27 protein-coding genes and 1 pseudogene are annotated in these 25909 nt (G+C 67.0%); 18 read left to right on the top strand and 10 right to left on the bottom strand.

The window, feature by feature from the left end; translation table 11 throughout:
* Positions 1 to 497 (top strand): annotated as a pseudogene (locus EJC49_RS23535) (hypothetical protein); the annotation flags it as partial.
* Between the two features lie 161 nt (positions 498 to 658).
* On the opposite strand, the gene EJC49_RS23530 reads toward EJC49_RS23535, so the two are convergent.
* From EJC49_RS23530 to EJC49_RS23510, 5 genes are all read right to left on the bottom strand, one after another.
* Complete coding sequence (locus EJC49_RS23530) at positions 659 to 2671, bottom strand: acetyl-CoA carboxylase biotin carboxylase subunit (protein WP_126702374.1); 2013 nt, start codon at positions 2669 to 2671, stop codon at positions 659 to 661.
* A gap of 135 nt (positions 2672 to 2806) precedes the next feature.
* The gene (locus EJC49_RS23525) at positions 2807 to 3178 is read right to left on the bottom strand and encodes a hypothetical protein (protein ID WP_126702373.1); all 372 of its coding nucleotides are present in this window, start codon (positions 3176 to 3178) and stop codon (positions 2807 to 2809) included.
* Positions 3179 to 3246: 68 nt separating this feature from the next.
* The gene (locus tag EJC49_RS23520; RefSeq protein ID WP_126702372.1) at positions 3247 to 3651 is read right to left on the bottom strand and encodes a hypothetical protein; all 405 of its coding nucleotides are present in this window, start codon (positions 3649 to 3651) and stop codon (positions 3247 to 3249) included.
* Between the two features lie 72 nt (positions 3652 to 3723).
* Positions 3724 to 5574 carry a sodium:solute symporter family protein gene (locus EJC49_RS23515; RefSeq protein ID WP_126702371.1) on the bottom strand — a complete coding sequence of 617 codons (1851 nt, stop codon included), beginning with the start codon at positions 5572 to 5574 and terminating at the stop codon, positions 3724 to 3726.
* 12 nt (positions 5575 to 5586) lie between these two features.
* A complete protein-coding gene (locus EJC49_RS23510; protein WP_245453537.1) occupies positions 5587 to 5853 on the bottom strand; it encodes a DUF4212 domain-containing protein in 267 nt (88 codons plus the stop codon).
* A gap of 241 nt (positions 5854 to 6094) precedes the next feature.
* Between EJC49_RS23510 and EJC49_RS23505 the strand changes: the two genes are divergently transcribed.
* On the top strand, positions 6095 to 6739 hold the full coding sequence (locus tag EJC49_RS23505) for a hypothetical protein (protein ID WP_210211853.1): 645 nt from the start codon (positions 6095 to 6097) through the stop codon (positions 6737 to 6739).
* A gap of 11 nt (positions 6740 to 6750) precedes the next feature.
* Here the strand turns inward: EJC49_RS23505 and EJC49_RS23500 are convergent, their stop codons facing one another.
* On the bottom strand, positions 6751 to 8625 hold the full coding sequence (locus EJC49_RS23500) for a L,D-transpeptidase family protein (protein ID WP_126702369.1): 1875 nt from the start codon (positions 8623 to 8625) through the stop codon (positions 6751 to 6753).
* A 344-nt stretch (positions 8626 to 8969) separates the two neighbouring features.
* On the opposite strand from EJC49_RS23500, the gene EJC49_RS23495 reads away from it, so the two are divergent.
* The 3 genes from EJC49_RS23495 (at position 8970) to EJC49_RS23485 (ending at position 12501) form a co-directional block, all read left to right on the top strand.
* The gene (locus tag EJC49_RS23495) at positions 8970 to 11024 is read left to right on the top strand and encodes an elongation factor G (protein WP_126702368.1); all 2055 of its coding nucleotides are present in this window, start codon (positions 8970 to 8972) and stop codon (positions 11022 to 11024) included.
* A 116-nt stretch (positions 11025 to 11140) separates the two neighbouring features.
* Positions 11141 to 11755 carry an NUDIX domain-containing protein gene (locus tag EJC49_RS23490; protein ID WP_126702367.1) on the top strand — a complete coding sequence of 205 codons (615 nt, stop codon included), beginning with the start codon at positions 11141 to 11143 and terminating at the stop codon, positions 11753 to 11755.
* Positions 11752 to 12501 carry a sulfite exporter TauE/SafE family protein gene (locus EJC49_RS23485; RefSeq protein WP_126702366.1) on the top strand — a complete coding sequence of 250 codons (750 nt, stop codon included), beginning with the start codon at positions 11752 to 11754 and terminating at the stop codon, positions 12499 to 12501. The genes EJC49_RS23490 and EJC49_RS23485 overlap by 4 nt, the downstream gene beginning before the upstream one ends.
* A 15-nt stretch (positions 12502 to 12516) precedes the next feature.
* On the opposite strand, the gene EJC49_RS23480 is transcribed toward EJC49_RS23485, so the two are convergent.
* Complete coding sequence (locus EJC49_RS23480) at positions 12517 to 13290, bottom strand: HpcH/HpaI aldolase family protein (protein ID WP_126702365.1); 774 nt, start codon at positions 13288 to 13290, stop codon at positions 12517 to 12519.
* Positions 13291 to 13401: 111 nt separating this feature from the next.
* A complete protein-coding gene (locus EJC49_RS23475) occupies positions 13402 to 13722 on the bottom strand; it encodes a DUF1476 domain-containing protein (RefSeq protein WP_126702364.1) in 321 nt (106 codons plus the stop codon).
* 255 nt (positions 13723 to 13977) lie between these two features.
* Here EJC49_RS23475 and purC point away from each other — a divergent pair, with 255 nt between their 5' ends.
* From purC to EJC49_RS23445, 6 genes are all read left to right on the top strand, one after another.
* The gene (gene purC / locus EJC49_RS23470) at positions 13978 to 14775 is read left to right on the top strand and encodes a phosphoribosylaminoimidazolesuccinocarboxamide synthase (protein WP_126702363.1); all 798 of its coding nucleotides are present in this window, start codon (positions 13978 to 13980) and stop codon (positions 14773 to 14775) included.
* A 43-nt stretch (positions 14776 to 14818) separates the two neighbouring features.
* Positions 14819 to 15061 (top strand): phosphoribosylformylglycinamidine synthase subunit PurS, encoded by a 243-nt coding sequence (gene purS / locus EJC49_RS23465; protein ID WP_126702362.1) that lies wholly within the window; start codon positions 14819 to 14821, stop codon positions 15059 to 15061.
* 17 nt (positions 15062 to 15078) lie between these two features.
* Positions 15079 to 15330: a hypothetical protein gene (locus EJC49_RS23460; protein WP_126702361.1), complete on the top strand. Its 252-nt coding sequence runs from the start codon at positions 15079 to 15081 to the stop codon at positions 15328 to 15330.
* Positions 15331 to 15384: 54 nt separating this feature from the next.
* Positions 15385 to 16053, top strand: a complete 669-nt coding sequence (gene purQ, locus EJC49_RS23455; protein ID WP_126702360.1) for a phosphoribosylformylglycinamidine synthase subunit PurQ — start codon at positions 15385 to 15387, stop codon at positions 16051 to 16053.
* Positions 16050 to 16679: a hypothetical protein gene (locus EJC49_RS23450; protein ID WP_126702359.1), complete on the top strand. Its 630-nt coding sequence runs from the start codon at positions 16050 to 16052 to the stop codon at positions 16677 to 16679. Before purQ ends, EJC49_RS23450 begins: the two co-directional genes overlap by 4 nt.
* Before the next feature lie 155 nt (positions 16680 to 16834).
* A complete protein-coding gene (locus tag EJC49_RS23445) occupies positions 16835 to 17212 on the top strand; it encodes a hypothetical protein (RefSeq protein ID WP_126702358.1) in 378 nt (125 codons plus the stop codon).
* Between the two features lie 6 nt (positions 17213 to 17218).
* On the opposite strand, the gene EJC49_RS23440 is transcribed toward EJC49_RS23445, so the two are convergent.
* Positions 17219 to 18478, bottom strand: coding sequence for a 3-phosphoshikimate 1-carboxyvinyltransferase (locus EJC49_RS23440; protein WP_126702357.1), 1260 nt, complete (start codon positions 18476 to 18478; stop codon positions 17219 to 17221).
* A gap of 109 nt (positions 18479 to 18587) precedes the next feature.
* Positions 18588 to 18800, bottom strand: coding sequence for a DUF1127 domain-containing protein (locus EJC49_RS23435; RefSeq protein ID WP_210211852.1), 213 nt, complete (start codon positions 18798 to 18800; stop codon positions 18588 to 18590).
* Between the two features lie 109 nt (positions 18801 to 18909).
* Between EJC49_RS23435 and EJC49_RS23430 the strand changes: the two genes are divergently transcribed.
* The 7 genes from EJC49_RS23430 to grxD all read left to right on the top strand — a co-directional run bounded on the left by EJC49_RS23430 (position 18910) and on the right by grxD (position 25861).
* Entirely contained in the window at positions 18910 to 20319 is a 1410-nt protein-coding gene (locus EJC49_RS23430) for an aminotransferase-like domain-containing protein (protein ID WP_126702375.1), read from the top strand.
* A gap of 122 nt (positions 20320 to 20441) precedes the next feature.
* A complete protein-coding gene (locus EJC49_RS23425) occupies positions 20442 to 21032 on the top strand; it encodes a hypothetical protein (protein WP_126702355.1) in 591 nt (196 codons plus the stop codon).
* Positions 21033 to 21050: 18 nt separating this feature from the next.
* Positions 21051 to 21407, top strand: a complete 357-nt coding sequence (locus tag EJC49_RS23420) for a YciI family protein (RefSeq protein WP_126702354.1) — start codon at positions 21051 to 21053, stop codon at positions 21405 to 21407.
* A complete protein-coding gene (locus EJC49_RS23415; RefSeq protein ID WP_245453536.1) occupies positions 21404 to 22633 on the top strand; it encodes an RNA polymerase sigma factor in 1230 nt (409 codons plus the stop codon). Before EJC49_RS23420 ends, EJC49_RS23415 begins: the two co-directional genes overlap by 4 nt.
* A gap of 115 nt (positions 22634 to 22748) precedes the next feature.
* Positions 22749 to 25139: a phosphoribosylformylglycinamidine synthase subunit PurL gene (gene purL, locus EJC49_RS23410; protein ID WP_126702352.1), complete on the top strand. Its 2391-nt coding sequence runs from the start codon at positions 22749 to 22751 to the stop codon at positions 25137 to 25139.
* The gene (locus tag EJC49_RS23405; RefSeq protein WP_126702351.1) at positions 25139 to 25372 is read left to right on the top strand and encodes a BolA/IbaG family iron-sulfur metabolism protein; all 234 of its coding nucleotides are present in this window, start codon (positions 25139 to 25141) and stop codon (positions 25370 to 25372) included. Before purL ends, EJC49_RS23405 begins: the two co-directional genes overlap by 1 nt.
* A 153-nt stretch (positions 25373 to 25525) precedes the next feature.
* Positions 25526 to 25861: a Grx4 family monothiol glutaredoxin gene (grxD, locus tag EJC49_RS23400; RefSeq protein WP_126702350.1), complete on the top strand. Its 336-nt coding sequence runs from the start codon at positions 25526 to 25528 to the stop codon at positions 25859 to 25861.
* Positions 25862 to 25909: the final 48 nt, after the last annotated feature.

Here is a 25909-nt window from a genome sequence, read left to right as displayed (position 1 = left end):
CGGCCCCTGCGGCCGCTCCGGCGGCCCGCGACGCCGGCCAGCAGGACGGATGGGTGCAGAACCTGCTTCGAAGGGCCTCGCAGGACGAGGCGCCCGCCAAGGCCGCTCCCGCGGCGGCGGCAGCGCCGGCGCAGCCCGCTCGTCCGCAGGCGAACGTGATGGAATCGCTGAACTCGCTGTCGGGGGACATCGCGCGGGCGATCGACCACGAGGCGTCGGTGGAGCTCTGGCAGCGCTATCGTCGTGGCGAACGCAACGTCTTCTCGCGCCGTCTCTACACGCTGAAGGGCCAGCAGACCTTCGACGAGATCCGCCGCAAGTATCAGTCCGACGCGGAGTTCCGCACCGCGGTCGATCGTTACTGCGAGGATTTCGAGAAGCTGCTGCAGGACGTGGCGCGCAGCGATCGCGACCAGACGGTCACCCAGACTTACCTGACCTCGGACACCGGCAAGGTCTACACCCTGCTGGCGCATGCGAGCGGCCGACTGCGCTGATCCGGCGCGAGGGCGCGGGCGCCAGCCCCGCCCGCCGGACGACATCAAAAAACCCCGGGTGGATCGCCCGGGGTTTTTTCATGGTCGAGACGGGCCACCCGACAGGGAAACGCCGCGCTTTCCGCCGGAGTGACCGGCGGGATGGGCGGCGCCGGAGCCGGTCAGGCGAATTCCATGATGACCGCGTCGACCGCCAGGCTCTCGCCCGGCTTGGCATTGATCCTGGCCACCGTCAGGTCGCGCTCGGCGCGCAGGACGTTCTCCATTTTCATGGCTTCGACCACGGCCAGCGTTTCGCCGGCCTTGACCTCCTGGCCTTCGGCGACGGCGATCGAGACCACCATGCCCGGCATCGGGCAGAGCAGGAGCCGCGACGTGTCCGGCGGCAGTTTGACCGGCATCAGGCGATCGAGCGCGGCGGTGCCCGGCAGCATCGCGCGGGCCGTCACCGACATGCCCTTCCAGGCGATCCGCAGCGCGTTCGGAACCGGCCGCAGCTGCGCCGACACCGGGCGGCCGCCGATCGTTCCCTTCCAGACGGGTTCGCCGGGCCTCCAGCTCGAGGACACGGTGATCGGCGCGCCTCCATCCACTTCGACGTCCATCTCCAGCGGGATCGAGATCATCCCCTCGGTGACCTTCATGGCGAGGTAGTCCTCGCCGATCCGCACCACCCAGTCCGGCTTCAGCGCGCCGGAATGCGGCGCCAGGCGTCCCGGCAGCCGGTCCAGCCGGTCCTTGCGCAGCAACTCGACCGCGAGCGCCAGCGCGGCCAGCACCGGCTTGTCGTCCGGCGACGGCACGATCGGCTCGAACCCGTCCGGATATTCCTCGGCGATGAAGGCGGTGGACAGCCGGCCCTCGCGCCAGCGCGGATGCTGCATCAGGGCGGCGAGGAAGGGAATGTTGTGCTCGATGCCGTCGACCACGAAGCTGTCGAGCGCATCCGACATGGCATCGATCGCCTCGATGCGGGTCGGCGCCCAGGTGCAGAGCTTGGCGATCATCGGATCGTAGTACATCGAGATCTCGGCGCCCTCGGTGACGCCCGTGTCGTTGCGGACGACGACCGCGCCGAAACGGCCTTCCGCCGGCGGGCGGTAGCGCGTCAGCCGGCCGATCGACGGCAGGAAGCCGCGATAGGGATCCTCGGCGTAGAGCCGGCTCTCCACCGCCCAGCCGTCGAGCCTGACGTCCTCCTGGCGGATCGCCAGCCGTTCGCCGGCGGCCACGCGGATCATCTGCTCGACGAGGTCGATGCCGGTGATCAGCTCCGTCACCGGATGCTCGACCTGGAGCCGCGTGTTCATCTCCAGGAAGTAGAAGTTGCGGTCCTTGTCGACGATGAACTCGACCGTGCCGGCGCTCTGGTAATCGACGGCCTTGGCCAGCGCCACCGACTGCTCGCCCATCGCCCGCCGCGTCGCCGCGTCGAGGAAGGGCGACGGTGCCTCCTCCACGACCTTCTGGTTGCGGCGCTGGATCGAGCATTCGCGCTCGCCGAGATAGACGACGTTGCCATGCGCGTCGCCGAGCACCTGGATCTCGATGTGGCGCGGGTCGACGACGAACTTCTCGATGAAGACCCGGTCGTCGCCGAAGGAGGATTTCGCCTCGTTCTTCGACGACTGAAAGCCCTCGCGCGTCTCCGCCTCGTTCCAGGCGATGCGCATGCCCTTGCCGCCGCCGCCTGCCGAGGCCTTGATCATCACCGGGTAGCCGATCTCGGAGGCGATCGCCACGGCGTGGTCGGCGTCGTCGATCACGCCGAGATAACCCGGCACGGTGGAGACCTTCGCCGCGTTGGCGAACTTCTTCGATTCGATCTTGTCGCCCATGGCCTCGATCGCCTTCGGCTTCGGGCCGATGAAGACGATCCCTTCCGCCTCCAGCGCCGCGCAGAAGGAGGCGCGCTCCGACAGGAAGCCGTAGCCGGGATGCACGGCCTCGGCGCCGGTCGCCTTGCAGGCGGCGATGATGCGATCGGCGACGAGATAGCTTTGCGCCGCCGCCGCCGGACCGATGTGCACCGCCTCGTCGGCCATCTCCACATGCACGGCGTCGCGATCGGCGTCCGAATAGACCGCGACGGTGGCGATCCCCATCCTGCGGGCGGTCTTGATGACGCGGCAGGCGATCTCGCCCCGGTTGGCGATGAGGATCTTCTTGAACATGGAGCGTTTTCCCCCGAGACGAACGTCTCTCTTCTTATGGTCAACCGCCGGGCGGCTCAAGGTGGCATCAGCCTTCGGGCGTCGACCGCCGACGCCCCGGCCGCCATCGATGCGCGGCGTCTCGCTGCGAACGCCTCAGCCGCGCGTCATGGCCACCACCGCCGAAGCGGTCCACAGGCCGAGCGCCGCAAACAGCCACCACAGCGCCTTCTGGGCGAGCTGTTCACGCATGGCGGCGACGATCAGGGTTCGGGCGACGGGCTTCGTCGGCCGATCCGCCTCGGGAAGCATGATCCAGACCTCGGTCTCCTCCACGCGTCCGCGGCGGTGGTAGAACCGGGCATAGGTCGCCATCGCGAGCGACAGGGCGAAGAAGCCGCCGGCTCCGAAGCGCAGGCAGAGCGCGGCGTCGTGGGCGGTGCCCATCATCACCATCAGGATGGCGATGCCCGAGAAACCGGATGCCCTCAGGACGGAAAACCCTGCGAGACGCCTGATCTGGTCCACGAGCCATCTCCGCCTGCCCCAACGGCGTCACCATAGCATCAACGGCCTGCCTCATGCATCTCGGCCGTTCAAAACAGCGTGACGATCGACAGGTAGATCGGGATGAACAGCGGCGGCACGCCGAGGAAAGCGTCGCCGAACAGGACGAGCTTCAGGAAGAAGAACAGGAAGGCGGAGTAGAGCGCCACCGCGAAGGGCAGCAGGAAGCCGGGCGTCAGCGGCTCGGTCAGCGCCAGCAGCGGGTCGGTCACGCGCTTCAGCACCACGAAGAACACGATGTCCCGGTCCATGCCGACGAAGAACTCCAGCAGCCCGCGCGAGAACAGGAAGGCGGCCAGCGCGGTCAGCGCATAGGTGCCGCCGAGATAGACGGCCACCGCTTGCGGCGCGCCCCCCAGGATGAAGGTGACGACGGCGATGAGATAGGTCGCCACCAGAATGAGAAGGCCGGTGAGGGCCGAAGCCTGATTCATGATCGATTTCCGTGGAGCCAGAAACGAAACGCAGGGCCCGGGGGCCCTGCGTTCAGTCTTGTAGCGGGTTCGTCAGTGCGTTTGAACCATCATGTTGCCGCCTTTCGGCAATCGCAGACGGTCGACGAAGTCCTGCATCTCCTCGCTGGGCGCTGGCGTTATCATCGAGACCACGTAGGTGACGATGAAGGCCACCGGCACGCCGAAGATGCCCGACGAGATCGACTGGACGCCGAACCACGAGATCTCGTCGCCGGTGCCCTTGACCAGGTCGAAGCCGTAGACGTTGCCGATCAGGTAGTACATCGTCACCAGGAAGCCGGCGGCCATGCCGGCGATGCCGCCGATGTTGGTCGTCCGCTTCCACCACACCCCCAGCACCAGCGGCGCAAACAGGCCGGCCGCGGCGATGGAGAACGCCCAGGACACCATGGACAGGATGTCCGATGGCTTGGTGCGCGCCAGGAACGCTGCCGCGAGGGCGACGACCACCAGCAGGATCTTCGACACCATCAGGCGACGCTTGGAGTCGGCCTTGGGATCGATCATCTTGTAGTAGACGTCGTGCGAGAGCGCGTTGGCGATGGCCAGCAGCAGGCCGTCGGCCGTCGACAGGGCGGCCGCGAAGCCGCCGGCGCCGACCAGACCCACGACCCAGATCGGCATGCCGGCGATCGACGGGGTCGAAAGCACGATCATGTCGTTGTTGAGCCGCAGTTCGGCATAGGGGAAGCCGGCCGCAAAGCCCTTGGCTTCGCAGGCGGCCTGGATGGCGGCCACCGTCTCGGCCTTGACGCCGCAGATCGTCACCAGCTGGTGTCCGGCGATGGAGCCCCAGTTGATCATCCACTGCGGGATGGCGCTGTAGGCGAGCAGGTTGCCCTCGGCGCCCGCGAACAGGCTCATGAGGTTCATCTTCGAGAAGGCTGCGTAGGCCGGAGCCGTGAAGTACAGCAGGAAGATGAAGAACAGCGACCAGCCGACGGACTTGCGTGCCTCACGGACCGTGGGGGTCGTGAAGAAGCGCATCAGGATGTGCGGCAGCGACGCGGTGCCGACCATCAGGCAGAAGATGAGGAAGAAGTAGTCCATCGGGCTGTAGGTCTGGAACGGCACGACATGGCTCTTCACCACGCCCAGGATCGCCTCGTATTCGGCGATCTGCGACAGCGCGCCGCCATAGGTCAGCTGCGGGATCGGAATGCCGAACTGCACCGTCGACATCCAGATGGCCGGCAGCAGGTAGGCGACGATCAGCACGATGTACTGCGCCACCTGCGTCCAGGTCACGGCCTTCATGCCGCCGAGCATCGAGCAGACGAGAATGCCCGCGAGACCCGCAAACACCGCCCATTCGAAGTCGATGCCAAGGAACTGCGAGGCGATGATGCCCGAAGCGTAGACCTGCGCCGTGATGTAGGTGAAGGAGCAGGCGAACAGGACGATGATGCCGACCAGGCGCGCCGGGTTGCCGCCGTAGCGGGTTCCCAGGAAGTCCGGGACGGTGTAGGCGCCGAACTTGCGCAGGTAGGGCGCCAGGAGCACCGCCACGAGCACGTAGCCGCCGGTCCAGCCCAGCACGAAGGCGAGGCCGTCATAGCCGAGCACGAAGAGCGTGCCGGCCATGCCGACGAAGCTCGCGCCCGACATCCAGTCCGCGCCGGTCGCCATGCCGTTGTACACGGCCGGAACAGAGCGTCCCGCGACGTAGTATTCCGACACCTGGGCCGTGCGCGACATGATGCCGATGAAGGCATAGATGGCGATCGTCGCCGCCATGTAGGACCAGAGAATGAAACGGTCCGGAACGCCGAGCTGTGCCAAGACGGCCATCAGCACGACGAAAGCGGCAAAGCCGCCGACATAGATCCCGTAGATCTTGCCGAGGTTGTCGGTGAAATCACCCTTCATTGTAAGTGCCATGGTGATCCTCCCTCAGTCCTCGGCCACGCCGAATTCCTCGTCGATGGCGTTCTGCCGGTGCGAGAACCAGAAGATCAGCACGACGAAGATGATGAGCGAGCCCTGCGCGGCCATGTAGAAGCCGAGCGGGAAACCCAGGATGACGACATTGTTCAATGCCGTCACGAACATGTGGATGAAGAAGCTGAAGATCGCCCAGATGGTCAGCGTCACAATCATCAGATTGCGCGTCTTTCCCCAGTGCGCCTCCGCCACTTCACGCGGCAGCTTGTCGGACACGTCCTTCCCTCCCAAAAAAGTACAGCGAAAACGGTATGCCGATACCTGATGGTGCAGGTATCGATCGGAACACACTCCTCCGCTGGACCCGGCTTGAAATAGCCCGGCCCACTCATCCTTGCCTGCAAAGGTGACTCGAGGAAATGCTCCGAAGGGATAGTTGCGCAGCCATCCTGTTTAGTCAAATGTCAATGGCGGCCTTTATCCTAAAGGCTAAGTCGAGGGTCGGCGGTACTTGCCGATGATGGGAGTGAATGCGTTGCTAGACCTTATCGGAGCGATCCTGCCGAAGCGTCGAACGTCGGACTGGCCGTCATCGGTCGAAGCGATTCGCGCCGGAGCCGCCTTTCTGGCCCAGGGTGCGAGCTATTCGTACCTGCGGGCCCGCACCTTGCTCGCGGGTCCCCGGCTGTTCAGCGATCCCGATTTCGGCTTCGCGCTGCAGATCTGCAAATGGGAGGCCTTCGCCGTCGCCGTACAGGACCTGATCCTGATTCTCGAATCGGAGCTGCGGCCGTCCCTCCCCGCCGATCCACGGCTGCGCGCGGCGGGACTTGCCACGCTCTACAGGGAGGTTCTCGCCAGCGAGGAGATGCCGGAGCACCGGGTCGGCAAAGGCTGGGACGACGTCGTGGCGGGGTTCGACGCCCGCCTGGCGGTCTACATGGAAAAGCCGCCCCTGAAGCCCGACGCCATTTCCATCGCCACGGCTCTCACCATCCTTCAGCACGCCCCCATCGACGACGCGGTGCGCGAAGGCGACAAGATGATGGTGGTCAACAACGTCGCCTTCCGCTTCATCGACTGTCAGTCGACCTTGCGCAAGAAGCTGGACCTCGCGGCCTTCGGATCGGAACTGGCGCGGCGCATGACCGCGCCAGGCTGACGGCGAAGCCGTCAGCTCGTCGGCGCGCGCATTGTCGAGGTCACCTCGAACGCCTTGATCAGCCGGGAGTCGCGGTCGTAGACGTCGTCGAAATACTCGACCTTGCCGCCCTGGTCGGGCCAGGCCGTGAAATAGGCGACGTAGACCGGGATCTTGCGGGTCACCTTTTCCGACGAATGGCCCGCGCGGATCTTGGCCGCCACATGGTCGACCGGCTTTTCCAGCAAGGCCGCCGCCATGGCCCGGGGATCCGACAGGCGCACGCAGCCATGGCTGAACGCGCGGACGTCGCGCTGGAACAGGCTCTTCGACGGCGTGTCGTGCATGTAGATCGCGTGCTTGTTGGGGAACATGATCTTCAGCTCGCCCAGGGCATTGGCTTCGCTCGGCGTCTGGCGAACGTTGAACGGAACCCGGCCACCATACTGGGACCAGTTGATCGACGAGGAGGAGATGCGCTTGCCCTTCGCGTCGGTCACCTCGTAGCCGGAGCGATCGAGGTAGCCGGGATCCTGGCGAAGCCGCGGCAGCATCTCGTTGACGAGGATCGACTGCGGCACGCCCCAGTAGGGATTGTATTCGACCCGCTCGATCTCGTCGAAGAAGAAGCTCGTCTGGTTCGACACCTTGCCGACCACCACGCGCATGGACAGCCGATCCTCGCCGCCTTCGTTGTAGGTCGCGGTGAAGGCCGGCTGGTTGATGAAAACGCGCGGGCTTCCGAGGTCGGACGGGTGCCAGCGCAGCTGTTCCAGCGCCACCTCGACCTTGGCGATACGATCGGCCTTGGTCACCCCCGCGAACGCCGCCACCGTGCGCGGCCCGATCACGCCATCGGCGGAAAGCCCCTTGAAACCTTGCGCCGCCTTGACGAGATCGACCAGTTCGGGGCCGTAGGTCTCGGAATCGGCATGAGCCGCCAACGTCTCTGCATGCTGGGCGCGAAACGCGTCGTCGGTCTCGCGAGCGAACAGCTGCAGCAGCTTCGGCAGTTCCGCGCTGGCGCCGCCCGGCTTCAGCAGCAGCTTCGAATCGATGACGATGTCGTTTTCCTGGCTCGCCCTCAGCACTTCGAGCTCGGCCCGCAAGGCCTGGTAGCGTTCGTTCTGCGGGTGGCGGGACTCCAGATAGGTCCGCACGTCCTGCGTTTTCGCCAGGCGCCCGAGCACGGCCTGCAGGTCGAGCGGCTTTTCGGGAAAATCATAATAGCCGGACATGCGGTTCGGATCGATCCGGCCGCCGAACGCATCCCGCACGTAACGCAGGGTGCGGGCCGACATGGCCATCTCGAAGCGGATCAGCGCGCGATGGCGCGCCTGGAGGTCGTCTGCATGGTCGCCGGGCGACGGCGGCGTCACGACGTAGTCGAGGGGATCGAGACCGTAGCTCGCCGCCTCGCCAAGCACGCGCAGAACCTCGACCGCGCGGGCGCTGACGCTCGTGCCGGTGACCCAGATGAAGGTCTCGTGCGCCGCGTAATAGCCTTCGATGGCGGCGGCGATCTGCTTCTCGGCCGCCAGTTCGAAATCCTCCAGCCCGGCCAGGGCGTCGACGAAGGCGGTTCCGTTCGGCGACGGCTCGGCGGAAATGGTGCGCGGCGCATCGAGAAGGCCGCGGAACGACACGTTGACGAGGGCATCGGCCTTGTAGGCGCGATAGCTGGGCGCGGCGATCTTCACCACCGGCGCCGGCGCCGGAACGGCGGCCGGGACGGCTTGCGGACGCCGCTCCAGCGTATCGCGGCGCTCCCGCGCCTCCCGCTGCTGGATGCCGCCGCCAAACAGCATCTTGAACAGGTTGTCCGCATGGGCGGGCGTCGCTGCGGCGCCCATCAGCGTTCCAAGGATGAGGGCCGGAACGATCGTCTTTCGCGTCTTGAAGGTCATCGGATGTCCACTGCTCCCGCCGCGTCGCGGCATCCCTGGTCCTGGCGCCGGCCGCGCCCTGCGGCGGGTTGCCCCGGGCCGCGCGTCGCCGACCGAGGTCGCCTCGTCGGCACTATAATGAATTGCGGCGTCAGGGTTAAGTTTTCATAAAGCGGACCGCCTCCCCTGCGGCGGGAAAGGCCGGGCAGCGATGCCGCCGTCGCCGCCGCCGAGGGCCCCGAATCACCTTGCCAGTGCGTGGAAGCCGTGGGACGATGGCCTCAGCCGGGCGAAACGGCCCGGCACGCGACGGCCGGGAGGCCGGCCGCCGCTCACAAAAAAGTGTGAGGAGGAGGCCGTTCACCATGGGAAATCGCGCCGGAGGAAGATGTTCGGGACCGAAATGCATCGCCATTGTCGGTCCCTTCGCCAGCGGCAAGACATCGCTTTTCGAGGCCCTCCTGGCCCGGACGGGCGCCATCCAGCGCCAGGCTGCGGTCAGGGCGGGCGGCACGGTCGGTGATTCGTCGCCGGAGGCCCGCGCCCACCAGATGAGCGTCGAGGCGACGTTCGCCACCACGCAATACATGGGCGAAAGCCTGACCTTCGTCGATTGCCCGGGCTCCATCGAGTTCGCCCACGAGGCCGATCCGGTGCTCGCGGCCTGTGATCTGGCCATCGTGGTCGTCGAGCCCGATCCGAAGAAGATTCCCGCGCTGCAGCTGGTCATGCGGACGCTGGACGAGATCGGCGTGCCGCGCATGCTCTTCCTCAACAAGGCCGACAAGGCGACCGAGGGGGTACGCGACACCTTGAAGATGCTGCAGCCGGCCAGCGCGGTGCCGCTGCTGCTGCGCCAGATTCCGCTGCGCCGAAACGGCATCGTCATCGGATCGATCGACCTCGCCTTGGAGCGCGCCTACATCTGGCGCGAGCATGCCGAAAGCGAGGTCGCGCCGATCCCCGACGACGACCGCGCGCGCGAGATCGAGGCCCGCTTCTCCATGCTCGAGCGGCTGGCCGACCACGACGATCTGCTGATGGAGCAGTTGCTCGAGGAGATCGAGCCGCCGCGCGACGAGATATTCGACGATCTCGCCGCCGGCTTGCGCGCAGGCGCGGTCGTTCCGGTGCTGATCGGATCGGCCGAACATGGCAACGGGATTCTGCGCCTCCTGAAAGCGATCCGCCATGACGCACCGGACGTCTCGGAAAACCGCCGGCGGCTGAGCCTCGGGAACGCGGCCGCCCCGGTCCTTCAGGTCATGAAGACCTTCCACACCCCGCATGGCGGCAAATTGTCGGTGGCGCGTGTCCTGGGAGGCGCGATCGCGGACGGCTCCGACGTCACCGCGGCGGCCGGGCGGACGGGCCGCGTTTCGGGCCTCTACCGGCTGCTCGGGCGCGAGCAGGCCAAGCTCGCGTCGGCCGAAGAGGGAATGACCGTCGCGCTGGGCAAGCTCGACGACATCCGCACCGGCGACACGCTTGCCGTGGGAAAGACGCCGCCGGCCGCCGCCCTGCCGACGCGCCCGGCGCCGGAGCCGGTCTATTCGATGGCCTTGCGCCCGCGCGAGCGCAAGGACGAGGTCAAGATGTCGGTCGCCTTGCACCGGATCGCGGAGGAGGACCCGTCTCTGACGATCGAACACAAGGAGACCGGCGAGACCGTCATATCCGGGCACGGCGAAATGCACATGCGCGTGACGGTCGAGCGGCTGGACAGCAAGTACCAGATCGGCGTCGAGACCGGGCGTCCCGGCGTGCCCTATTCGGAAACCATCCGCAAGCCGGCGGTCCAGCGCGGCCGGCACAAGAAGCAGTCGGGCGGTCACGGCCAGTTCGGCGACGTCGTGCTGGAGATCAGGCCCCTGCCCCGCGGCGCGGGCTTCGAGTTCACCGACACCATCACCGGCGGCGTGGTCCCCAAGCAGTACATTCCGTCGGTCGAAGCGGGCGTCCGCGACTTCCTGAAGGCGGGCTCGCTCGGCTTTCCGCTCGTCGACCTCGCGGTCAACCTCTCGGATGGCTCCTATCACGCGGTGGATTCATCGGACATGGCCTTCCAGATGGCCGCCCGGCTGGCCATGCGCGAGGCCATTTCCGCCTGTTCGCCGGTGATTCTGGAACCGATCATGAAGATCGAGGTCTTCACGCCGTCCGATGCCACCGCTCGCGTCACAGCCATCCTGCCGCAGCGGCGCGGCCAGATCCTGGGCTACGACGCCCGTCCCGGCTGGGACGGCTGGGACGTGGTGGAGGCCATGGTTCCGCAAGCCGAGATCGGCGATCTCATCGTCGAGCTTCGCTCCGCGACCGCCGGCGTGGCGAGCTTCCGCGCGACGTTCGATCACATGGCCGAACTGACCGGCAGGCAGGCCGAGGACGTGCTGAACGCCAGGGCCAGCAAGGCGGCCTGACCCGCGCCGCCGCAGCGGGGCCTGCCGGCCCTGGCCCCGCGGTGTCGGTCTCTGCACCATTGCGGCATTCCCGCCGGGCGACTACTCCTCGGCGCGAACCGCATGGGAGTGCAGGCGTGCAGGATCGATTGAGGCTCGTCCGGGAGGAACTGCTGTCGGACGACTGGGGCGTGCTGAAGAAGCACGTCTTCGACTACCGGCGTCGCGACGGGACGTGGGAGACGCAGTCGCGCGAGGTCTACGACCGCGGCCACGGCGCAGCCATCCTTCCCTTCGATCCCGCGCGCAGGACGGTGCTTCTGGTTCGCCAGTTCCGGTTTCCCGCCTGGATGACGGGGCATGCCGAGCCCCTGCTCGAAGCCTGCGCCGGACTGCTCGATGCCGACGACCCTCTCACTTGCATCCGCAAGGAAGCGGAAGAGGAACTCGGCTATCGGCTGGGCGACGTTGCGCTGGCGTTCAGTCCCTACATGAGCCCGGGCAGCGTCAGCGAACGCCTCTGGTGCTTCACCGCCGAATACAGCCCCCAAGACCGGATCTCCGCCGGTGGCGGCGACGTGGACGAAGGCGAGGACATCGAGGTCGTCGAGCTTTCGCTGGACGATGCCTTCGCGGCGATCGGCGACGGCCGCATCATCGACGCCAAGACGATCATGCTGATCCAGCATCTGGTCCTGGAGAGGGCGGCAGCCCGGGAGCAGGCTCCCTCCTCCACGGCGCAGCCGAAATGAACGCAGGTTTCGTGGCCGAACTGGCCGTCATCGTGGCCTGTCTCGCCGCGGGCGGACTGCTGAAGGGCGCAACCGGCGCGGGCGCGCCGATCCTGGCGATCCCGGCTCTGGCTGCCGTTTTCGACGTCCGCTTCGCCGTGATCGTCATGCTGGTTCCGAACCTCTGCACCAATCTGTGGCAAGCCATCCGCTTTCGTGCGCACGTGCTGGACTGGACCTTCATGCTCCCCCTGCTCCTCGGGGGAACCGTCGGCGCGGCGCTGGGAACGATGGCGCTCAAGGCCTTCGATCCGAATCTCCTGTCGCTCGGGGTCGCGATCGCGGTGCTGTTCTATGTGGCGATGCGGATATCCCGGCCGCACTGGAGCCTGCCGATGGGCCCCGCGCGATGGCTTTCGGCGCCGGCCGGGCTTCTGGCCGGCTTGCTGCAGGGCGGCGCCGGGCTTTCCGCCCCCGTGAGCATTACCTTCCTCAACGCGCTTCGCATGCCGCGCGAGAGCTTCATCGCGACGATTTCGTCACTGTTCGTCGCATTCTCGGTCGTTCAGATCGCCATCGCGTCGACGAACGGGCTGATTCGCGACAACGAGATCTTCTACAGCCTGTTCGCGCTGGTGCCGGTTTCGCTCGCCATGCCTCTGGGCGCCAGGCTCGCGCACCGCGTGTCGCCGCTCGCGCTCGACCGGGTCATTCTCGCCATCCTCGCGGTCCTTGCCGCAAAGCTGCTGGTCGAGGCCCTGTTCTGAGGCCGGCCATCCGGCCTATGCCAGGCTGCCGCGCGCGTCGCCGAGCAGCGCGGCGGACCCGGCGGCGATGACGCGCAGTTCCGAAGCCACCGCCTGGAACCGGTAGCCCATCTTCGCGAAGCGCCCGGCCATGGTCACATTGGTGAGGTAGATGCCCGCCACCTTGCCGGCCGACAGCGTGCGTCGCGCGATGTCGGCGACGGCTTCCATCATGTCTTCCCTGACCGGATCGATCGAGCCGCCGCCCGTCCATGCGATCGAAAAGTCGGCCGGACCGACGAAGATGCCGTCGATGCCCGGCGCCTCCAGAATTCCATCGAGCGCATCCAGCGCCGCCCGCGTTTCGACCATGGCGAAAGCCAGCGTCCGGGCATTCGAATTGAGCAGCCACTCCTGCGGGTCGCGAACGGCGCTTCTCGGAAGCGCGAAGGTCGGCCCCCACGACCGGTCTCCGAGCGGCGGATATTTCATCGCGGCCCCGAAGGCCCGCGCGTCGGCGACCGAGTTGATCATGGGGGCGATGACCGATTCGGCGCCGAAATCGAGCGCTCGGCTGGCCATGTCGAAGCGCCCGACCGGAATGCGCACGACCGGATGGGCGCCGGCCCGCAGAATGCCCGGGATCGACCGGAGCACGCTGTCCTCGTGGTGACCGCCATGCTGCATGTCGAGCGTGACCGCGTCGTAGCCCTGGCCGGCCATGGCCTCGACCGTCAGGGCGTCGGGGATGCTCGACCACGCGGTGAAGATGGTCTCACCCGCCGCAAGGCGCGAAATCAGCGTGTTCATGTCGTCGTCTCCCCCAATTGGTCCTGTCAGCCCGGCATCCTCGACCGGAACGCGGCGTCCTCGATCCGAAGGAGGTGTCGACGACACCTCCTTGCGCCTTGAAGCCGTTCGCTAGCCGTTCGAAATCTGTTCGGCGGCGACGACCAGGAGCTCGTCCATCGTGCGCCGGATCTGGTGGTCGGACTGGTCGACGCCGGCCGCGTCGAAATCCCTGCGGACCTTGCGGAAGACGTCGTTGTCGCCGGCTTCCTCGAAATCGGCGGCGATGACTTCCTTTGCGTAGGCATCGGCGGCCTCGCCGGTCTTGCCGAGTTTCTCGGCCGCCCAGAGGCCAAGCAACTTGTTGCGGCGCGCGGTCGCCTTGAACTTCAGTTCTTCGTCATGCGCGAACTTGCTTTCGAACGCATCCCTGCGATCGTTCATGTTGGTCATGGCGTAACCTCCGGGAAAGTGGAATCTCGGTGGTTCAATATGGTGGCTGGCCAGTGAAATCAAAGGGAATCGGGCCATGACCGCCGTCAGCGCGCAAACTGTCGCGCCCTGACCCGCTCAAAGCGTTGGACGGCCCGCGATTGCACGTTGAGAAGATGGAGCAGTTGCGATACAGACCGCGGCAGAGATACCGTTTCCGGCCGCTGCCGTCGCTCCCGACTCCGGTCCCCTCCTTTTGCAAGGACCTCCATTTCAATGAACCGCCGCCGCCGCATCTACGAAGGAAAGGCCAAGATTCTGTATGAGGGTCCCGAGCCGGGAACGCTCGTGCAGTTCTTCAAGGACGACGCAACCGCCTTCAACAAGAAGAAGCACGAGGTGATCGACGGCAAGGGCGTCATCAACAACCGCATCTCCGAGCACATCTTCACGCACCTGAACCGAATCGGCATCCCGACGCATTTCATCCGTCGTCTCAACATGCGCGAGCAGTTGATCAAGGAAGTCGAGATCATTCCGCTCGAAGTGGTGGTGCGCAACATCGCCGCCGGCTCGCTGGCCAAGCGCCTCGGCCTCGAGGAAGGCACGGTTCTGCCCCGGTCGATCATCGAATTCTACTACAAGGCCGACGCGCTCGACGACCCGATGGTGTCGGAGGAGCACATCACGGCCTTCGGATGGGCGTCACCGCAGGAAATCGACGACATCATGGCGCTCGCCATCCGCGTCAACGACTTCCTGTCGGGCCTCTTCCTCGGCGTCGGCATCCAGCTCGTCGACTTCAAGATGGAATGCGGGCGTCTCTTCGAGGGCGACATGATGCGCATCGTCGTGGCCGACGAGATCTCGCCCGACTCCTGCCGTCTGTGGGATATCGCCACCAACGACAAGCTCGACAAGGACCGTTTCCGCCGCGACATGGGCGGACTCGTCGAAGCCTACCAGGAAGTCGCGCGTCGGCTGGGCATCATGAACGAGAACGAGCCGCCGAAGCCGAGCGGTCCCGTCCTCGTCACGTCCGGCAACGGCAAGGGTCGCGGCAAGCCGCACTGAGCGGCCCTGTCGGTCTCGATTCAGGAACAGGAGTACCGGCCTCGTGATCAAGGCGCGAATCACCGTGACGCTGAAGAACGGCGTTCTCGACCCGCAGGGCAAGGCGATCGAAGGTGCGCTCGGCGCGCTCGGTTTCGATGGCGTCGGCTCGGTGCGGCAGGGCAAGGTCTTCGACGTCGAGATCCAGGGAACCGACCGCGCCGGGGCCGAGGCCGACCTGAAGGCCATGTGCGAAAAGCTTCTGGCCAACACCGTGATCGAGAATTACAGTATAGCCATCCCCTGACGCTGCAAAAGACGGACATGGCGGAAGCGACGAACGACCTTCTCTACGAACGGATGAAGTCGATCCACCCGCGGATGGACCGCCTTGACGCTGGCTTGTCTAAAGGGAAGCAAGAAAACACGCCGGTCAGGTTGTCGATGATGGGCATGCAGACCGACATCCACGACATCTACGGAATGTTGGCGTGCCACGACGAACGTTTCGATCGCATCGAACGCCGCCTCGATCTGCGTGAATTCGCCGAACCGCAGAGACCGATCCAACCTTGACAGGCAGGCGGTTTGCACCCCGCCATTGGCCGCTTTTCCAGGAAACTCTCGCCCATGAAATCAGCCGTCGTCCTGCTTCCGGGCCTCAACCGCGACCGCGACATGATCGCGGCGCTCACCAGGATTTCCGGTACGGCGCCGCTCACGGTCTGGCAGACCGAGACGCAGATCCCCGCGGTCGACCTGATCGTCATCCCCGGCGGGTTCTCCTATGGCGACTACCTGCGCTGCGGCGCCATCGCGGCGCGCATGCCGGTCATGAGGGCGGTGGCCGAGAAAGCGCGGCAGGGCGTGATGGTGCTCGGCGTCTGCAACGGCTTCCAGATCCTGCTCGAAGCCGGCCTGCTGCCCGGCGCGCTGATGCGCAACACGTCGCTGAAATTCGTCTGCCGCGAGGTGAAGCTCGAAGTGGCCAACGCCGGCACCGCCTTCACCCGCAACTACAGCCAGGGCCAGATCATCCGCTGCCCCGTGGCCCATCACGACGGCAATTACTTCGCCGATGCCGAGACGCTGGCGCGCATCGAGGGCCAGGGGCAGGTCGCCTTCCGCTATGCGGAAGGCACCAATCCGAACGGTTCGATCAACGACATCGCCGGGATCGTGTCGGAACGGGGCAACGTCCTCGGCCTCATGCCGCATCCCGAAAACCTCATCGAAGCCGCCCATGGCGGCGCCGATGGCCGGGCCCTGTTCGAGAGCGCATTGGGGATTGCCGCGTGAGCCGAGCGGCCTTTGCTCGCGCGGGACCGTTTCTCGCGTTCGCATTGGCGCTTCTGGCCGCGCTCCCGGCGTGGGGGCAGACGAGGGTCAAGGCCGATCCCGTCACGCATGTCTATTTCATCCGCGGATTCCTGAACGTCTTCTCGACCGGTTTCGACGAGATGTCCGAACAGCTCGCGAAGGCCGGCGTGAAGTCCATCGTGCATGGCCACATGTCGGGGAGCGCGGTTCGCGCCCAACTCCTCGCCGACAGCAAGAAGGCGGGAAAGCACCCGAACCCGGTCGTCCTCGTCGGCCACTCGTTCGGCGCGAACGCGGCCCTTTCCGTATCGTCCCTGCTTGCGGCGGACGGAATCCCCGTCGATCTGGTGATCACCATCGATCCCACTGTGGGCGGACCGCTGACGCCGAACGTCCGGCGCTATGTGAACTACCATTTCGAGGGCAACAATCTCGGCGTCCCGCTGACGTCGCCAAAGCTCGGCAAGCGCATTTCCAACATCGACCTTTCCAAGCGCAAGGACATCGCCGGCGCCGGTGACGATCACTGGACGGTCACGCGAAACAAGGCCTTGCAGACCGAAATCCTGGCGGCCATCCGCAGACAGGTGGGCAGGCGCCAATAGGCATCTCCGCCGCACCCGTCGGACGGTCACGCTTTCGCGCTGTCCCTTTCCAACCGGGCTACGGTCCTCTACGACCTCCCGGGATCGACCGGATCGAATCAACCAGGTGGAAACGCACGATGACCCCCGATTTGCCGAGGCGCCCAAGGCCGTCCGTGACACCTCTGCTTGCCATGGTCGCCGCCGGTCTCCTGGTCGCGTCGTGCACGGCCACGCCGCCGCCGCCGGCCCGGTCGACCGGCACCTCGGTCTCGGTCTCGACCTTGCAGCGCATCAACACGCAGGCGCATCGCTGCTGGCTGCCCGACGCGGAGTTCAGGTCCTACGGCACCGCCCCCGAGCTCAACACCACGGGCACGCCCCGGCTGCTGGTCATTCCGCGCGGCAAGCCGCAATCCCTGCCGCAACTGGTCGTGACCGCGGACGGCGCGTCGACCCAGGTCTATGGCCCGCTGGCAACCTCGCCGCTCGCGCCGCGTATCGAGCGGGACGTCGCACGCTGGGCGGCCGGCGCCACCACCTGCACGGCCTGATCGGCCTCAACCGCGCTCCAGCCCAACCCCCAGCGAAGCCAGCGCGTCCCAGTATCCCGGATAGGTTTTCGCGACGCAGTTCGGGTCGAGGATCGTGATCCCCTCGATCCTGAGCCCGGCGAGAGCGAAGCTCATGGCGATGCGATGGTCGGCGAAGGTGTCGATCGCGGCTGGCAGCCGTTGCCCGGCGAGCGCCGGGTCGGCGGCGACGACGAGATCATCGCCATCCTCCGTCGCGAGGCCACGCCGAATGGCGTTGAGGCCCGTCGAGAGCGCCCGGATGCGATCGCATTCCTTGACCCGCAGGTTGGAAATGCCGACGAACCGCACCGGCGTCTCGTTGAAGGCGGCCAGGACGGCGAGCGTCGGGACCGCGTCCTGCATCTGCGACCCGTCGATGACGCCCGGCATTCGCGGGAACGAGGCGATCACCGCATGCGCCATGGCATCGGGCTGCGTGAAGGCGGCGGCGGGCGTGCCGATGTCGATCGCCCCGCCGGTGAGGACGTCGGCCGCCCAGAGATAGGTCGCAGCCGACGCATCCGGCTCGACGTGATAGTCGGTCGCGGCGTAGCCGGTGGGTTCGACCCGCCAGATCGAGGGCGACGGCTGGCTGATCGTCGCGCCGAAGGCGCGCATGGCAGCGAGCGTCAGGTCGATGTAGCCACGCGCGCCGATTTCTGAGCCGGCGAGTTCGATCTCGAACGGCTCCCTGGCACAGGCGCCGGCCATCAGCAGCGCCGAAACGTACTGGCTCGACAGTCCGGCGTCGATCACCACGCGGTCGGCGGCGAAGCGGCCTGTGGCGTCCACGGTCACCGGCGGACATCCGGTCGGCGCCGCCACTTCGACCCCCAGGCGGCGAAGCGCGTCGACGAGGGGCTTTATCGGCCGCTTGCGCATGTGCTCGTCGCCGTCGATCACGTAGCGGCCCCGGCCCAGCGCGACGGCGGCCGTCAGGAAGCGGGTCGCCGTGCCGGCATTGCCGAGGAAGAGCGGTCCGGCCGGCGGCCGCAATTCGCCGCTCGCGGTGACCCTGAAACTCGTCTCGTCCGGCTCCTCGACCGTCACGCCCATCGCCCGCAAGGCGTCGGCCATGTAGCGCGTGTCGTCGCTCTTCAGGGCGCCGGTGAGATGGCTGACCCCGCGCGCGAGGCCGGCGAGAAGCAGCGCGCGGTTGGTGATCGACTTCGATCCGGGCGGGGCAACGTGCCCGACCAGGGGACGACGGGTCGGGCGGATGGTCAGTCTGTCTTCGGTCGACATGGGGTCCTGCCGGGGACGCTGCCCCTCGTGCCGGTTGAAACCTGTTGCGTCCGTGCGGTACCGCACGGGCAAAGCACTTGGCAAGGCCGGAGGCGGACCACCCGCCGGCTCAGTCCCAGAACGGCCTCGCCGCTTCGCGCAAGGCCTGCCGCCGGGTCAGCCCGATGTCGCGCAGTTCCCGATCCGTCAGTTCGAGGAGGTCGCGCCGCTGCCGCCCGCGTTCCATGGCCAGTCGGACACGGCCGACCAGGCCCGACAACGAGAAGGAGATCCCCGTCGCGCTCGTCGCCGGCCGGATCCTCGGCGCACTGGTCGGCCGCATTGTCTCTATTGTACTCATTGCTTCATCGCTTTCCCGAAATTGTCACTCGCCATTGTCCGGGTCTGTATGCATTGACAGGTGGAGGGTGACAATCTACAGAATTGTCATGATGACAAATTGGCTGCCCTCCTTGTCCGATGGCGCCGGACCGATCTATGTCCGGCTGGCCGACCGCATCGAAGCGGATATCGCCGCCGGGGCGCTTCCAGCGGGCGTGAAACTTCCGCCGCAACGAAACCTCGCTTTCGATCTCGGCGTGACGATCGGGACCGTCGGTCGCGCCTACGCCCTCGTCCGCGAGCGGGGACTGGTCTCGGGCGAGGTCGGCCGGGGAACCTTCGTTCTCGGCAGCAGCGAGGAACCGTCCCGGCAGCCGCAGCCTGAGGTCTTCGGCGGCACCCGTTTTGCGCCGACGCCGGGAAAGCTCCGAATGGATTCGACTGCCGCGCCCGACGTCGGGCAGGCCCGGGTGATCGCCGAGGTCGCCGCGCGCATCGCCCGCGATCATGCCGGCGACCTCCTCGACTACGTTCGCCAGCCCCTGCCCTCCTGGCTGGAGGCCGGTCGCGCCTGGCTGTCCCGGCCCGGATGGGAGCCGGAGACGGACGCGATCGTGCCGACGGCGGGCGCCCATGCCGCCATCATGGCCGTGATTGCCGCCATGACGTCGCCGGGCGACCGCATCGTCTTCGAAACCCTGACCTATTCGTCGATCGCGCGCAGCGCGGCCCTGATCGGCCGGCGTCCGGTGCTGGTCGAGATCGATTCGGAGGGCATGATCCCGGAGGACTTCGAGCATGTCTGCGCCCAGCAGCATCCGAAACTGGCCTTCCTCATGCCCGGCCTGCACAACCCGACCCTGGCGACCTTGCCGGAGGACCGCCTGGCCGAGATCGTCGGCATCGCCCGGCGACACAATGTCTGGCTGATCGAGGACATGGTGTTCGGCAATCTCGTGGACGGGGCCCCCGGGCCGCTGGTCCTGCTGGCCCCCGAACGAACCTTCCATGTCGGCAGCCTGTCGAAAAGCGTGGCGGCCGGTCTTCGGGCCGGATGGGTCGCCTGTCCGCCGCACACCGCCCAGCGCGTGCACACGGCCAGCCGCATGGTAAGCGGCAGCTTGCCGAACTACCTGCTGACGGAAACGGCGGCGCGTCTGGTCCTGTCCGGTGAAGCCAACACGATCCGCCGGTCTGTCCGGGCGGAAACCGCCGCGCGCGAGGCGATCGCGAGGACCATCTTTCAGGGCAGCGACTTCGCGTCGCGTCCCGACATCCCCTTCCTGTGGATGAAGCTGCCCGAACCCTGGCTGTCGGGCCTGTTCCGGCGGGCGGCCCTCGAAGAAGGCGTCCTGGTCGACGAGGAGGACGAGTACAAGCCGACCCGCACCGACCGCACCCATCACCGGATTCGCGTCGGTTTCTCGTCCATTCCATCCCGCGAGGACGTGAAGCGCGGCTTCGAGACCATCCGCCGCGTTCTCGAGGGCGGCATCGCCGGCCACGACAGCTTCGGCTAGAAGACAGGCGCCCGCGCAGATTTTTCCCGCGGCTCCGCGGGCTCGTGTAGGAATCGCGGGAGGTTGGATCGTCTTCGGGATGTCGGCGCCGGTAGGGGCGCCCTCGATCGAAGGAGAAAGCCATGAAAGCCTTGTTCGTCACGACGTCTTCCGCCGTCGCGCTGCTTGCGACCCTCTCGGCCGGCGGTACGGCCGAACCCGCCGACCGGTCCGCGCTGCAGTCGCTGCGCGGCACCTATGTCAGCCCGGCCGTCGAGCCCTGGTACGGCGGCTTCGGCACGCGCGAGTTCGTGTTCCGGGACGGCCGGTGGAGCCTGATCTTCACCCATGCCCTCGACCCCCAGATGACGATGCGGACGTTCCAGTTCCGCACCGGCGGCGCCTTCACCGTGGGCGAACCGTCGGCCGACGTGCCGGGCGCCTTCCGGACCGTCTTCGGCGAAGAGTGGAAGCACGTCACCCTGCTCACCGACGTGCCCGAGATCGTCGCGGGCATGGCCATGGCTGCGTGCGGCCTCACCCTCAATCTCGAGACGGACATCTCCGGCAGCGGCTGCGCGGCGTGGAAGCCGGTCGCGGACTGCGGAGAAGACCATGATATCCTGGCCTTGTCCGCCGAGGGTCTGCATTTCGGCGTCCGTCCGGCGGACAACGACATGTGCAGCGCCGACCGCACGCCGACCGCGCTGCTGCCCGCAGTCGTCGCCCGCTGAAACCGGAGGAACGGCAACATGCAGTACATGATCCTCAACTACACCTCGCCGACCGAGTACGCGGATGCCGATGCGGTCCGCGCCGCGGCCGACGGCGAACTCTGGGGCGCCTACACGAAGGCGCTGGTGGAGGCCGGCATCCTCGTCGGCGGCAATGCCCTCCACCCGCCCCATACGGCCACCACGCTGCGCATCCGCGGCGAGATGCGCGATATCCAGGACGGCCCCTATGCCGCGAGCAAGGAACATCTCGGCGGCTATTACATCATCGAGGTCCCGGACCTCGACACGGCGCTGGAATGGGCCGCGCGCAACCCGGCGGCGGCGTCCGGAGCGGTCGAACTGCGCCCCGTGGTGATGCGAGGGGCCGCGTGACAGCGGCTGCGGCCGAAGTCGAGCGAGTGGCGCGCCTGTCCTACGGCAGGCTCGTCGCCACCCTGGCCATGCGCACGGGGAGCGTCCAGATGGCCGCCGACGCCTTGTCGGACGCGCTGCTGCGCGCGCTGGAGACCTGGCCGGTGCGCGGCATTCCCGAGAAACCCGAGGCGTGGCTGGTGACGGCGGCGAGGAACCGGCTGAGCGACGCCAGGCGCCATGACCGCGTGGCCGCGACCGCGCAGTCGCATCTCGTCCGGCTGGAAGAGGAGCGGGCCGACAGGACCCGCGGGACGATGCCCGACCATCTGCTCAACCTCCTCTTCGTCTGCGCACATCCGGCCATAGCCGCATCCATCCGCACGCCGCTCATGCTGCAGGTGGTGCTCGGCCTGGATGCCCGCCGCATGTCGGGTGCGTTCCTGATCTCGCCGGGGACGCTCGGCCAGCGCCTGACGCGCGCCCGCGCCAAGATCGAGGCCGCCGGCATCGGCTTCGCGCTGCCCTCGCCCGACGAATTCGAGGCGCGGCTCGATCACGTGCTCGACGCGATCTATGCCGCCTACACGGTCGGCGCCGAAGGACACTCCGCCGGCGACGCCAAGGGGGCACCTCTCGCCAGCGAGGCGATCTGGCTCGGCAGCGTGCTTGCAAGCGAGATGCCCCGCCAGGCCGAGGCCCAGGCGCTGCTCGCCCTGATGCTCTATGCGGAGGCGCGTCGCCCCGCCCGCACCGGCCCCGACGGCGCCTTCATCCCTCTCGACGAGCAGGACCCGAACCTGTGGAACGCGCGGATGCTGGACGATGCCGATCTCGCCATGCGGCTTGCGATCCCGAACGCGTCGCTCGGCCGGTATCAGATCGAGGCGGCGATCCAGGCGGCGCATGCGGATCGCCGACGCGGCAATCCGACAGACTGGACCGGGATCGCGGCGCTCTACCGCGGTCTGGTGTCGCTGCATCCGAGCATCGGAGCGGTGACCGGACTGGCCGCCGCGCTGGGCGAAACGGGACGGGGCGAGGAGGCGCTGGCCCTGCTCGACGACATTCCGCGGGATCGCACGACCGGCTACCAGCCCTGGTGGGCGGTGCGGGCCCATCTTCTTCGGGGCAAGGGCGACGTCGAAGGGGCCCGGCTCGCCTATGACCGCGCCACCGCTCTCTCCACCGATCCGGCGATTCGCGCCTTCCTGTCGCAGCGCAAGGCCTCGATGCGGAGGGACTGACGACATTGGTCCCGGGTGGAGGCCGCCCCCATATTTCCGCGCCGCACAGGTGTCATCCTCCGCCGGCTTGCGCTATGCAGCGCAAAGACCGCGCCACACTACGACAGGGCCCGCCATGACCATCCCGAACACCGTCCCGATCACGCCCGAGCTCGTCGCTTCGCACGGGCTGAAGCCGGACGAATACCAGCGAATTCTCGATCTGATCGGCCGGGAACCGTCTTTCACCGAACTCGGCATCTTCTCGGCGATGTGGAACGAGCACTGCTCCTACAAGTCGTCCAAGAAGTGGCTGAAGACGCTGCCGACCACCGGCGCGCGGGTCATCCAGGGGCCGGGCGAAAATGCCGGCGTCGTCGATATCGGCGACGGCGATTGCGTCGTCTTCAAGATGGAAAGCCACAACCACCCGTCCTACATCGAACCCTACCAGGGCGCGGCGACCGGCGTCGGTGGCATTCTTCGCGACGTGTTCACCATGGGCGCGCGGCCGATCGCGGCGATGAACGCCCTGCGCTTCGGCGAGCCCGACCATCCCCGGACGCGCCATCTCGTTTCGGGCGTCGTGGCTGGCGTCGGCGGCTACGGCAATGCCTTCGGCGTGCCCACCGTCGGCGGCGAGGTGCAGTTCGACGCCGCCTACAACGGCAACATCCTCGTCAACGCCTTTGCTGCCGGCATCGCCAGGACCGACGCGATATTCCTGTCCCAGGCCAAGGGGGTCGGCCTGCCCGTCGTCTATCTCGGCGCCAAGACCGGCCGCGACGGCGTCGGCGGCGCGACCATGGCCTCGGCCGAGTTCGACGACCAGATCGAGGAGAAGCGCCCGACCGTGCAGGTCGGCGATCCGTTCACCGAGAAGTGCCTGCTCGAAGCCTGCCTGGAACTGATGGCCTCCGGCGCCGTCATCGCCATCCAGGACATGGGCGCGGCCGGCCTCACCTGCTCGGCCGTCGAGATGGGCGCCAAGGGCGATCTCGGCATCCGGCTCGATCTCGACAAGGTTCCCGTGCGCGAGGAGCGCATGTCGGCCTACGAGATGATGCTGTCGGAAAGCCAGGAGCGCATGCTCATGGTGCTCAAGCCCGAGCTGCGCGCCGTGGCCGAGGCGATCTTCCGCAAATGGGGACTGGATTTCGCCATCGTCGGCGAGACGACGGACGATCTGCGCTTCCGCGTCTTCCACCAGGGCGACGAAGTCGCCAACCTGCCGATCAAGGATCTCGGCGATCAGGCGCCCGAATATGACCGGCCCTGGGTGGCGCCGCCGGTGCCTGCCCCGCTGCCGCAGGCCGATGGCGGGCCCGGCATGAGCGACGAGGCGCTCGACCTCCTGTCGCGCCAGATGGACGGCGACGTGACGGCCGCTGGCGGGATGGCCAGGCGATCGGAGGAGGAACGCGTCTTCGACCGGCCCTGGCTCGGCGACGCCCCTCCGGCGAGCACATATCGCGGCGACCCCTTCGATCTCGGGGACGCGCTGCTTTCGCTTCTGGGTTCGCCCGACCTGTCGTCGCGCCGCTGGGTCTGGGAACAGTACGACACGCTGATCCAGGGCAATTCCCTGCAGCGACCCGGCGGTGACGCCGGTGTCGTGCGCATCGATGGGCATCCCACCAAGGCGCTCGCCTTCTCGTCCGACGTCAATCCGCGCTACTGCCAGGCCGATCCGTTCGAGGGCGGAAAGCAGGCGGTGGCCGAATGCTGGCGCAACATCACCGCCACCGGCGCCTTGCCGCTGGCGGCGACCGACAACCTCAATTTCGGCAATCCGGAGCGGCCCGAAATCATGGGCCAGCTCGTTCAGGCGATCAAGGGGATCGGCGAAGCCTGCCGGGCTCTCGACTTCCCGATCGTCTCGGGCAACGTCTCGCTCTACAACGAGACCAACGGCAAGGCGATCCTGCCCACCCCCACCATCGCCGGTGTCGGCCTGATCGACGACTGGAACAGGATGGCGACCATCGGCTTCAAGAGGCCGGGACGCGCCGTGCTGCTGGTCGGTTCGCGCAAGGACTTCGCCAACGGTCATCTCGGCCAGTCCGCTTATCTCCGCACGGTCTTCGGGCGCTCCGACGGGACGCCCCCGCCCGTCGATCTGGCGGCGGAGCGGCGCGTCGGCGACTTCGTCCGGTCGCTGATCCTGCGCGGCACGGCGAGCGCCGTGCATGACGTGTCGGATGGCGGCGTCGCGGTCGCCTTTGCCGAAATGGCGATGGCGGGCGGCATCGGCGGCGAGCTTCCCGGTCCCGCCGAGGCCGATCCGGTGCCGTTCTTCTTCGGCGAGGATCAGGGACGCTATCTCGTCGAGATCGATCTCGACCCGCATGGCGACGACATCAACCAGGTGTGGAACGAGGCAAGGTCGCTCGGTATATTCGCGCCCTGGGTGGGAACGACCGGGGGCGATTCCCTGAAGCTCGGCGACGGCCGCGTCGTTGGCCTGGCCGACCTCATCGCCGCCCACGAAGGCTGGTTCCCGAAATTCATGGATGGAGCACACTGATGCCAATGGACGCCCGCGACATAGAGAGGCTCATCAAGGAATCGATTCCCGACGCACGGGTCACGATCCGCGATCTGGCGGGTGACGGCGATCACTACGCGGCCGAAGTCGTTGCCGAGAGCTTTCGCGGCAAGTCGCGCGTTCAACAGCACCAGATGGTCTACAATGCGCTCAAGGGAAACATGGGCGGGGTGCTGCATGCGCTCGCGTTGCAGACCAGCATCCCCGACTGACGACGAGGGCGGACAGGGGCTCGGGACTCAGGATCGAGCCCTGCCGCGGCGGCACGCAGCCTCGACAAGAACCGGGTGATCTTCTATCTAGGGCTCAACGAGTTCCCGCATTTCATCGCCGGCCTTGAACCGGACGGAGAAGGACATTCAGCCATGAGCGCCATCACAGATTTCATCGCCAACGAGGTCAAGGGCAACGACGTCGTCCTGTTCATGAAGGGCACGCCGGGCTTCCCGCAATGCGGCTTTTCGGGCCAGGTCGTCCAGATCCTGGATTATGTCGGCGTCGACTACAAAGGCATCAACGTGCTGACCTCCGACGAGCTGCGCCAGGGCATCAAGGAATTCTCGCAGTGGCCGACGATCCCGCAGCTCTACGTCAAGGGCGAGTTCGTGGGCGGATGCGACATCATCCGCGAGATGTTTCAGGCCGGAGAGTTGCAGACCTTCCTCGACGAGAAGGGCGTGAGCACCAAAGGCGCGGCCTGACCCGACGCGGCGGCAGCCGGCCGCGGTTTTAGAAACAGGGACCCCGGA

This window comes from Aquibium carbonis (assembly GCF_003970795.1).
Lineage (GTDB): Bacteria > Pseudomonadota > Alphaproteobacteria > Rhizobiales > Rhizobiaceae > Aquibium > Aquibium carbonis.
This window is presented reverse-complemented; position numbering and strand designations above follow the sequence as displayed.

Bases quoted from the DNA above. Each gene is read 5' to 3' on its own strand.
- EJC49_RS23530 (WP_126702374.1), bottom strand. From the start codon at position 2,671: ATGTTCAAGAAGATCCTCATCGCCAACCGGGGCGAGATCGCCTGCCGC.
- EJC49_RS23520 (WP_126702372.1), bottom strand. From the start codon at position 3,651: ATGAATCAGGCTTCGGCCCTCACCGGCCTTCTCATTCTGGTGGCGACC.
- EJC49_RS23515 (WP_126702371.1), bottom strand. From the start codon at position 5,574: ATGGCACTTACAATGAAGGGTGATTTCACCGACAACCTCGGCAAGATC.
- EJC49_RS23505 (WP_210211853.1), top strand. From the start codon at position 6,095: ATGATGGGAGTGAATGCGTTGCTAGACCTTATCGGAGCGATCCTGCCG.
- EJC49_RS23500 (WP_126702369.1), bottom strand. From the start codon at position 8,625: ATGACCTTCAAGACGCGAAAGACGATCGTTCCGGCCCTCATCCTTGGA.
- EJC49_RS23495 (WP_126702368.1), top strand. From the start codon at position 8,970: ATGGGAAATCGCGCCGGAGGAAGATGTTCGGGACCGAAATGCATCGCC.
- EJC49_RS23485 (WP_126702366.1), top strand. From the start codon at position 11,752: ATGAACGCAGGTTTCGTGGCCGAACTGGCCGTCATCGTGGCCTGTCTC.
- EJC49_RS23480 (WP_126702365.1), bottom strand. From the start codon at position 13,290: ATGAACACGCTGATTTCGCGCCTTGCGGCGGGTGAGACCATCTTCACC.
- EJC49_RS23475 (WP_126702364.1), bottom strand. From the start codon at position 13,722: ATGACCAACATGAACGATCGCAGGGATGCGTTCGAAAGCAAGTTCGCG.
- purC (WP_126702363.1), top strand. From the start codon at position 13,978: ATGAACCGCCGCCGCCGCATCTACGAAGGAAAGGCCAAGATTCTGTAT.
- EJC49_RS23460 (WP_126702361.1), top strand. From the start codon at position 15,079: ATGGCGGAAGCGACGAACGACCTTCTCTACGAACGGATGAAGTCGATC.
- purQ (WP_126702360.1), top strand. From the start codon at position 15,385: ATGAAATCAGCCGTCGTCCTGCTTCCGGGCCTCAACCGCGACCGCGAC.
- EJC49_RS23440 (WP_126702357.1), bottom strand. From the start codon at position 18,478: ATGTCGACCGAAGACAGACTGACCATCCGCCCGACCCGTCGTCCCCTG.
- EJC49_RS23435 (WP_210211852.1), bottom strand. From the start codon at position 18,800: ATGCGGCCGACCAGTGCGCCGAGGATCCGGCCGGCGACGAGCGCGACG.
- EJC49_RS23430 (WP_126702375.1), top strand. From the start codon at position 18,910: ATGACAAATTGGCTGCCCTCCTTGTCCGATGGCGCCGGACCGATCTAT.
- EJC49_RS23425 (WP_126702355.1), top strand. From the start codon at position 20,442: ATGAAAGCCTTGTTCGTCACGACGTCTTCCGCCGTCGCGCTGCTTGCG.
- EJC49_RS23420 (WP_126702354.1), top strand. From the start codon at position 21,051: ATGCAGTACATGATCCTCAACTACACCTCGCCGACCGAGTACGCGGAT.
- purL (WP_126702352.1), top strand. From the start codon at position 22,749: ATGACCATCCCGAACACCGTCCCGATCACGCCCGAGCTCGTCGCTTCG.
- EJC49_RS23405 (WP_126702351.1), top strand. From the start codon at position 25,139: ATGCCAATGGACGCCCGCGACATAGAGAGGCTCATCAAGGAATCGATT.
- grxD (WP_126702350.1), top strand. From the start codon at position 25,526: ATGAGCGCCATCACAGATTTCATCGCCAACGAGGTCAAGGGCAACGAC.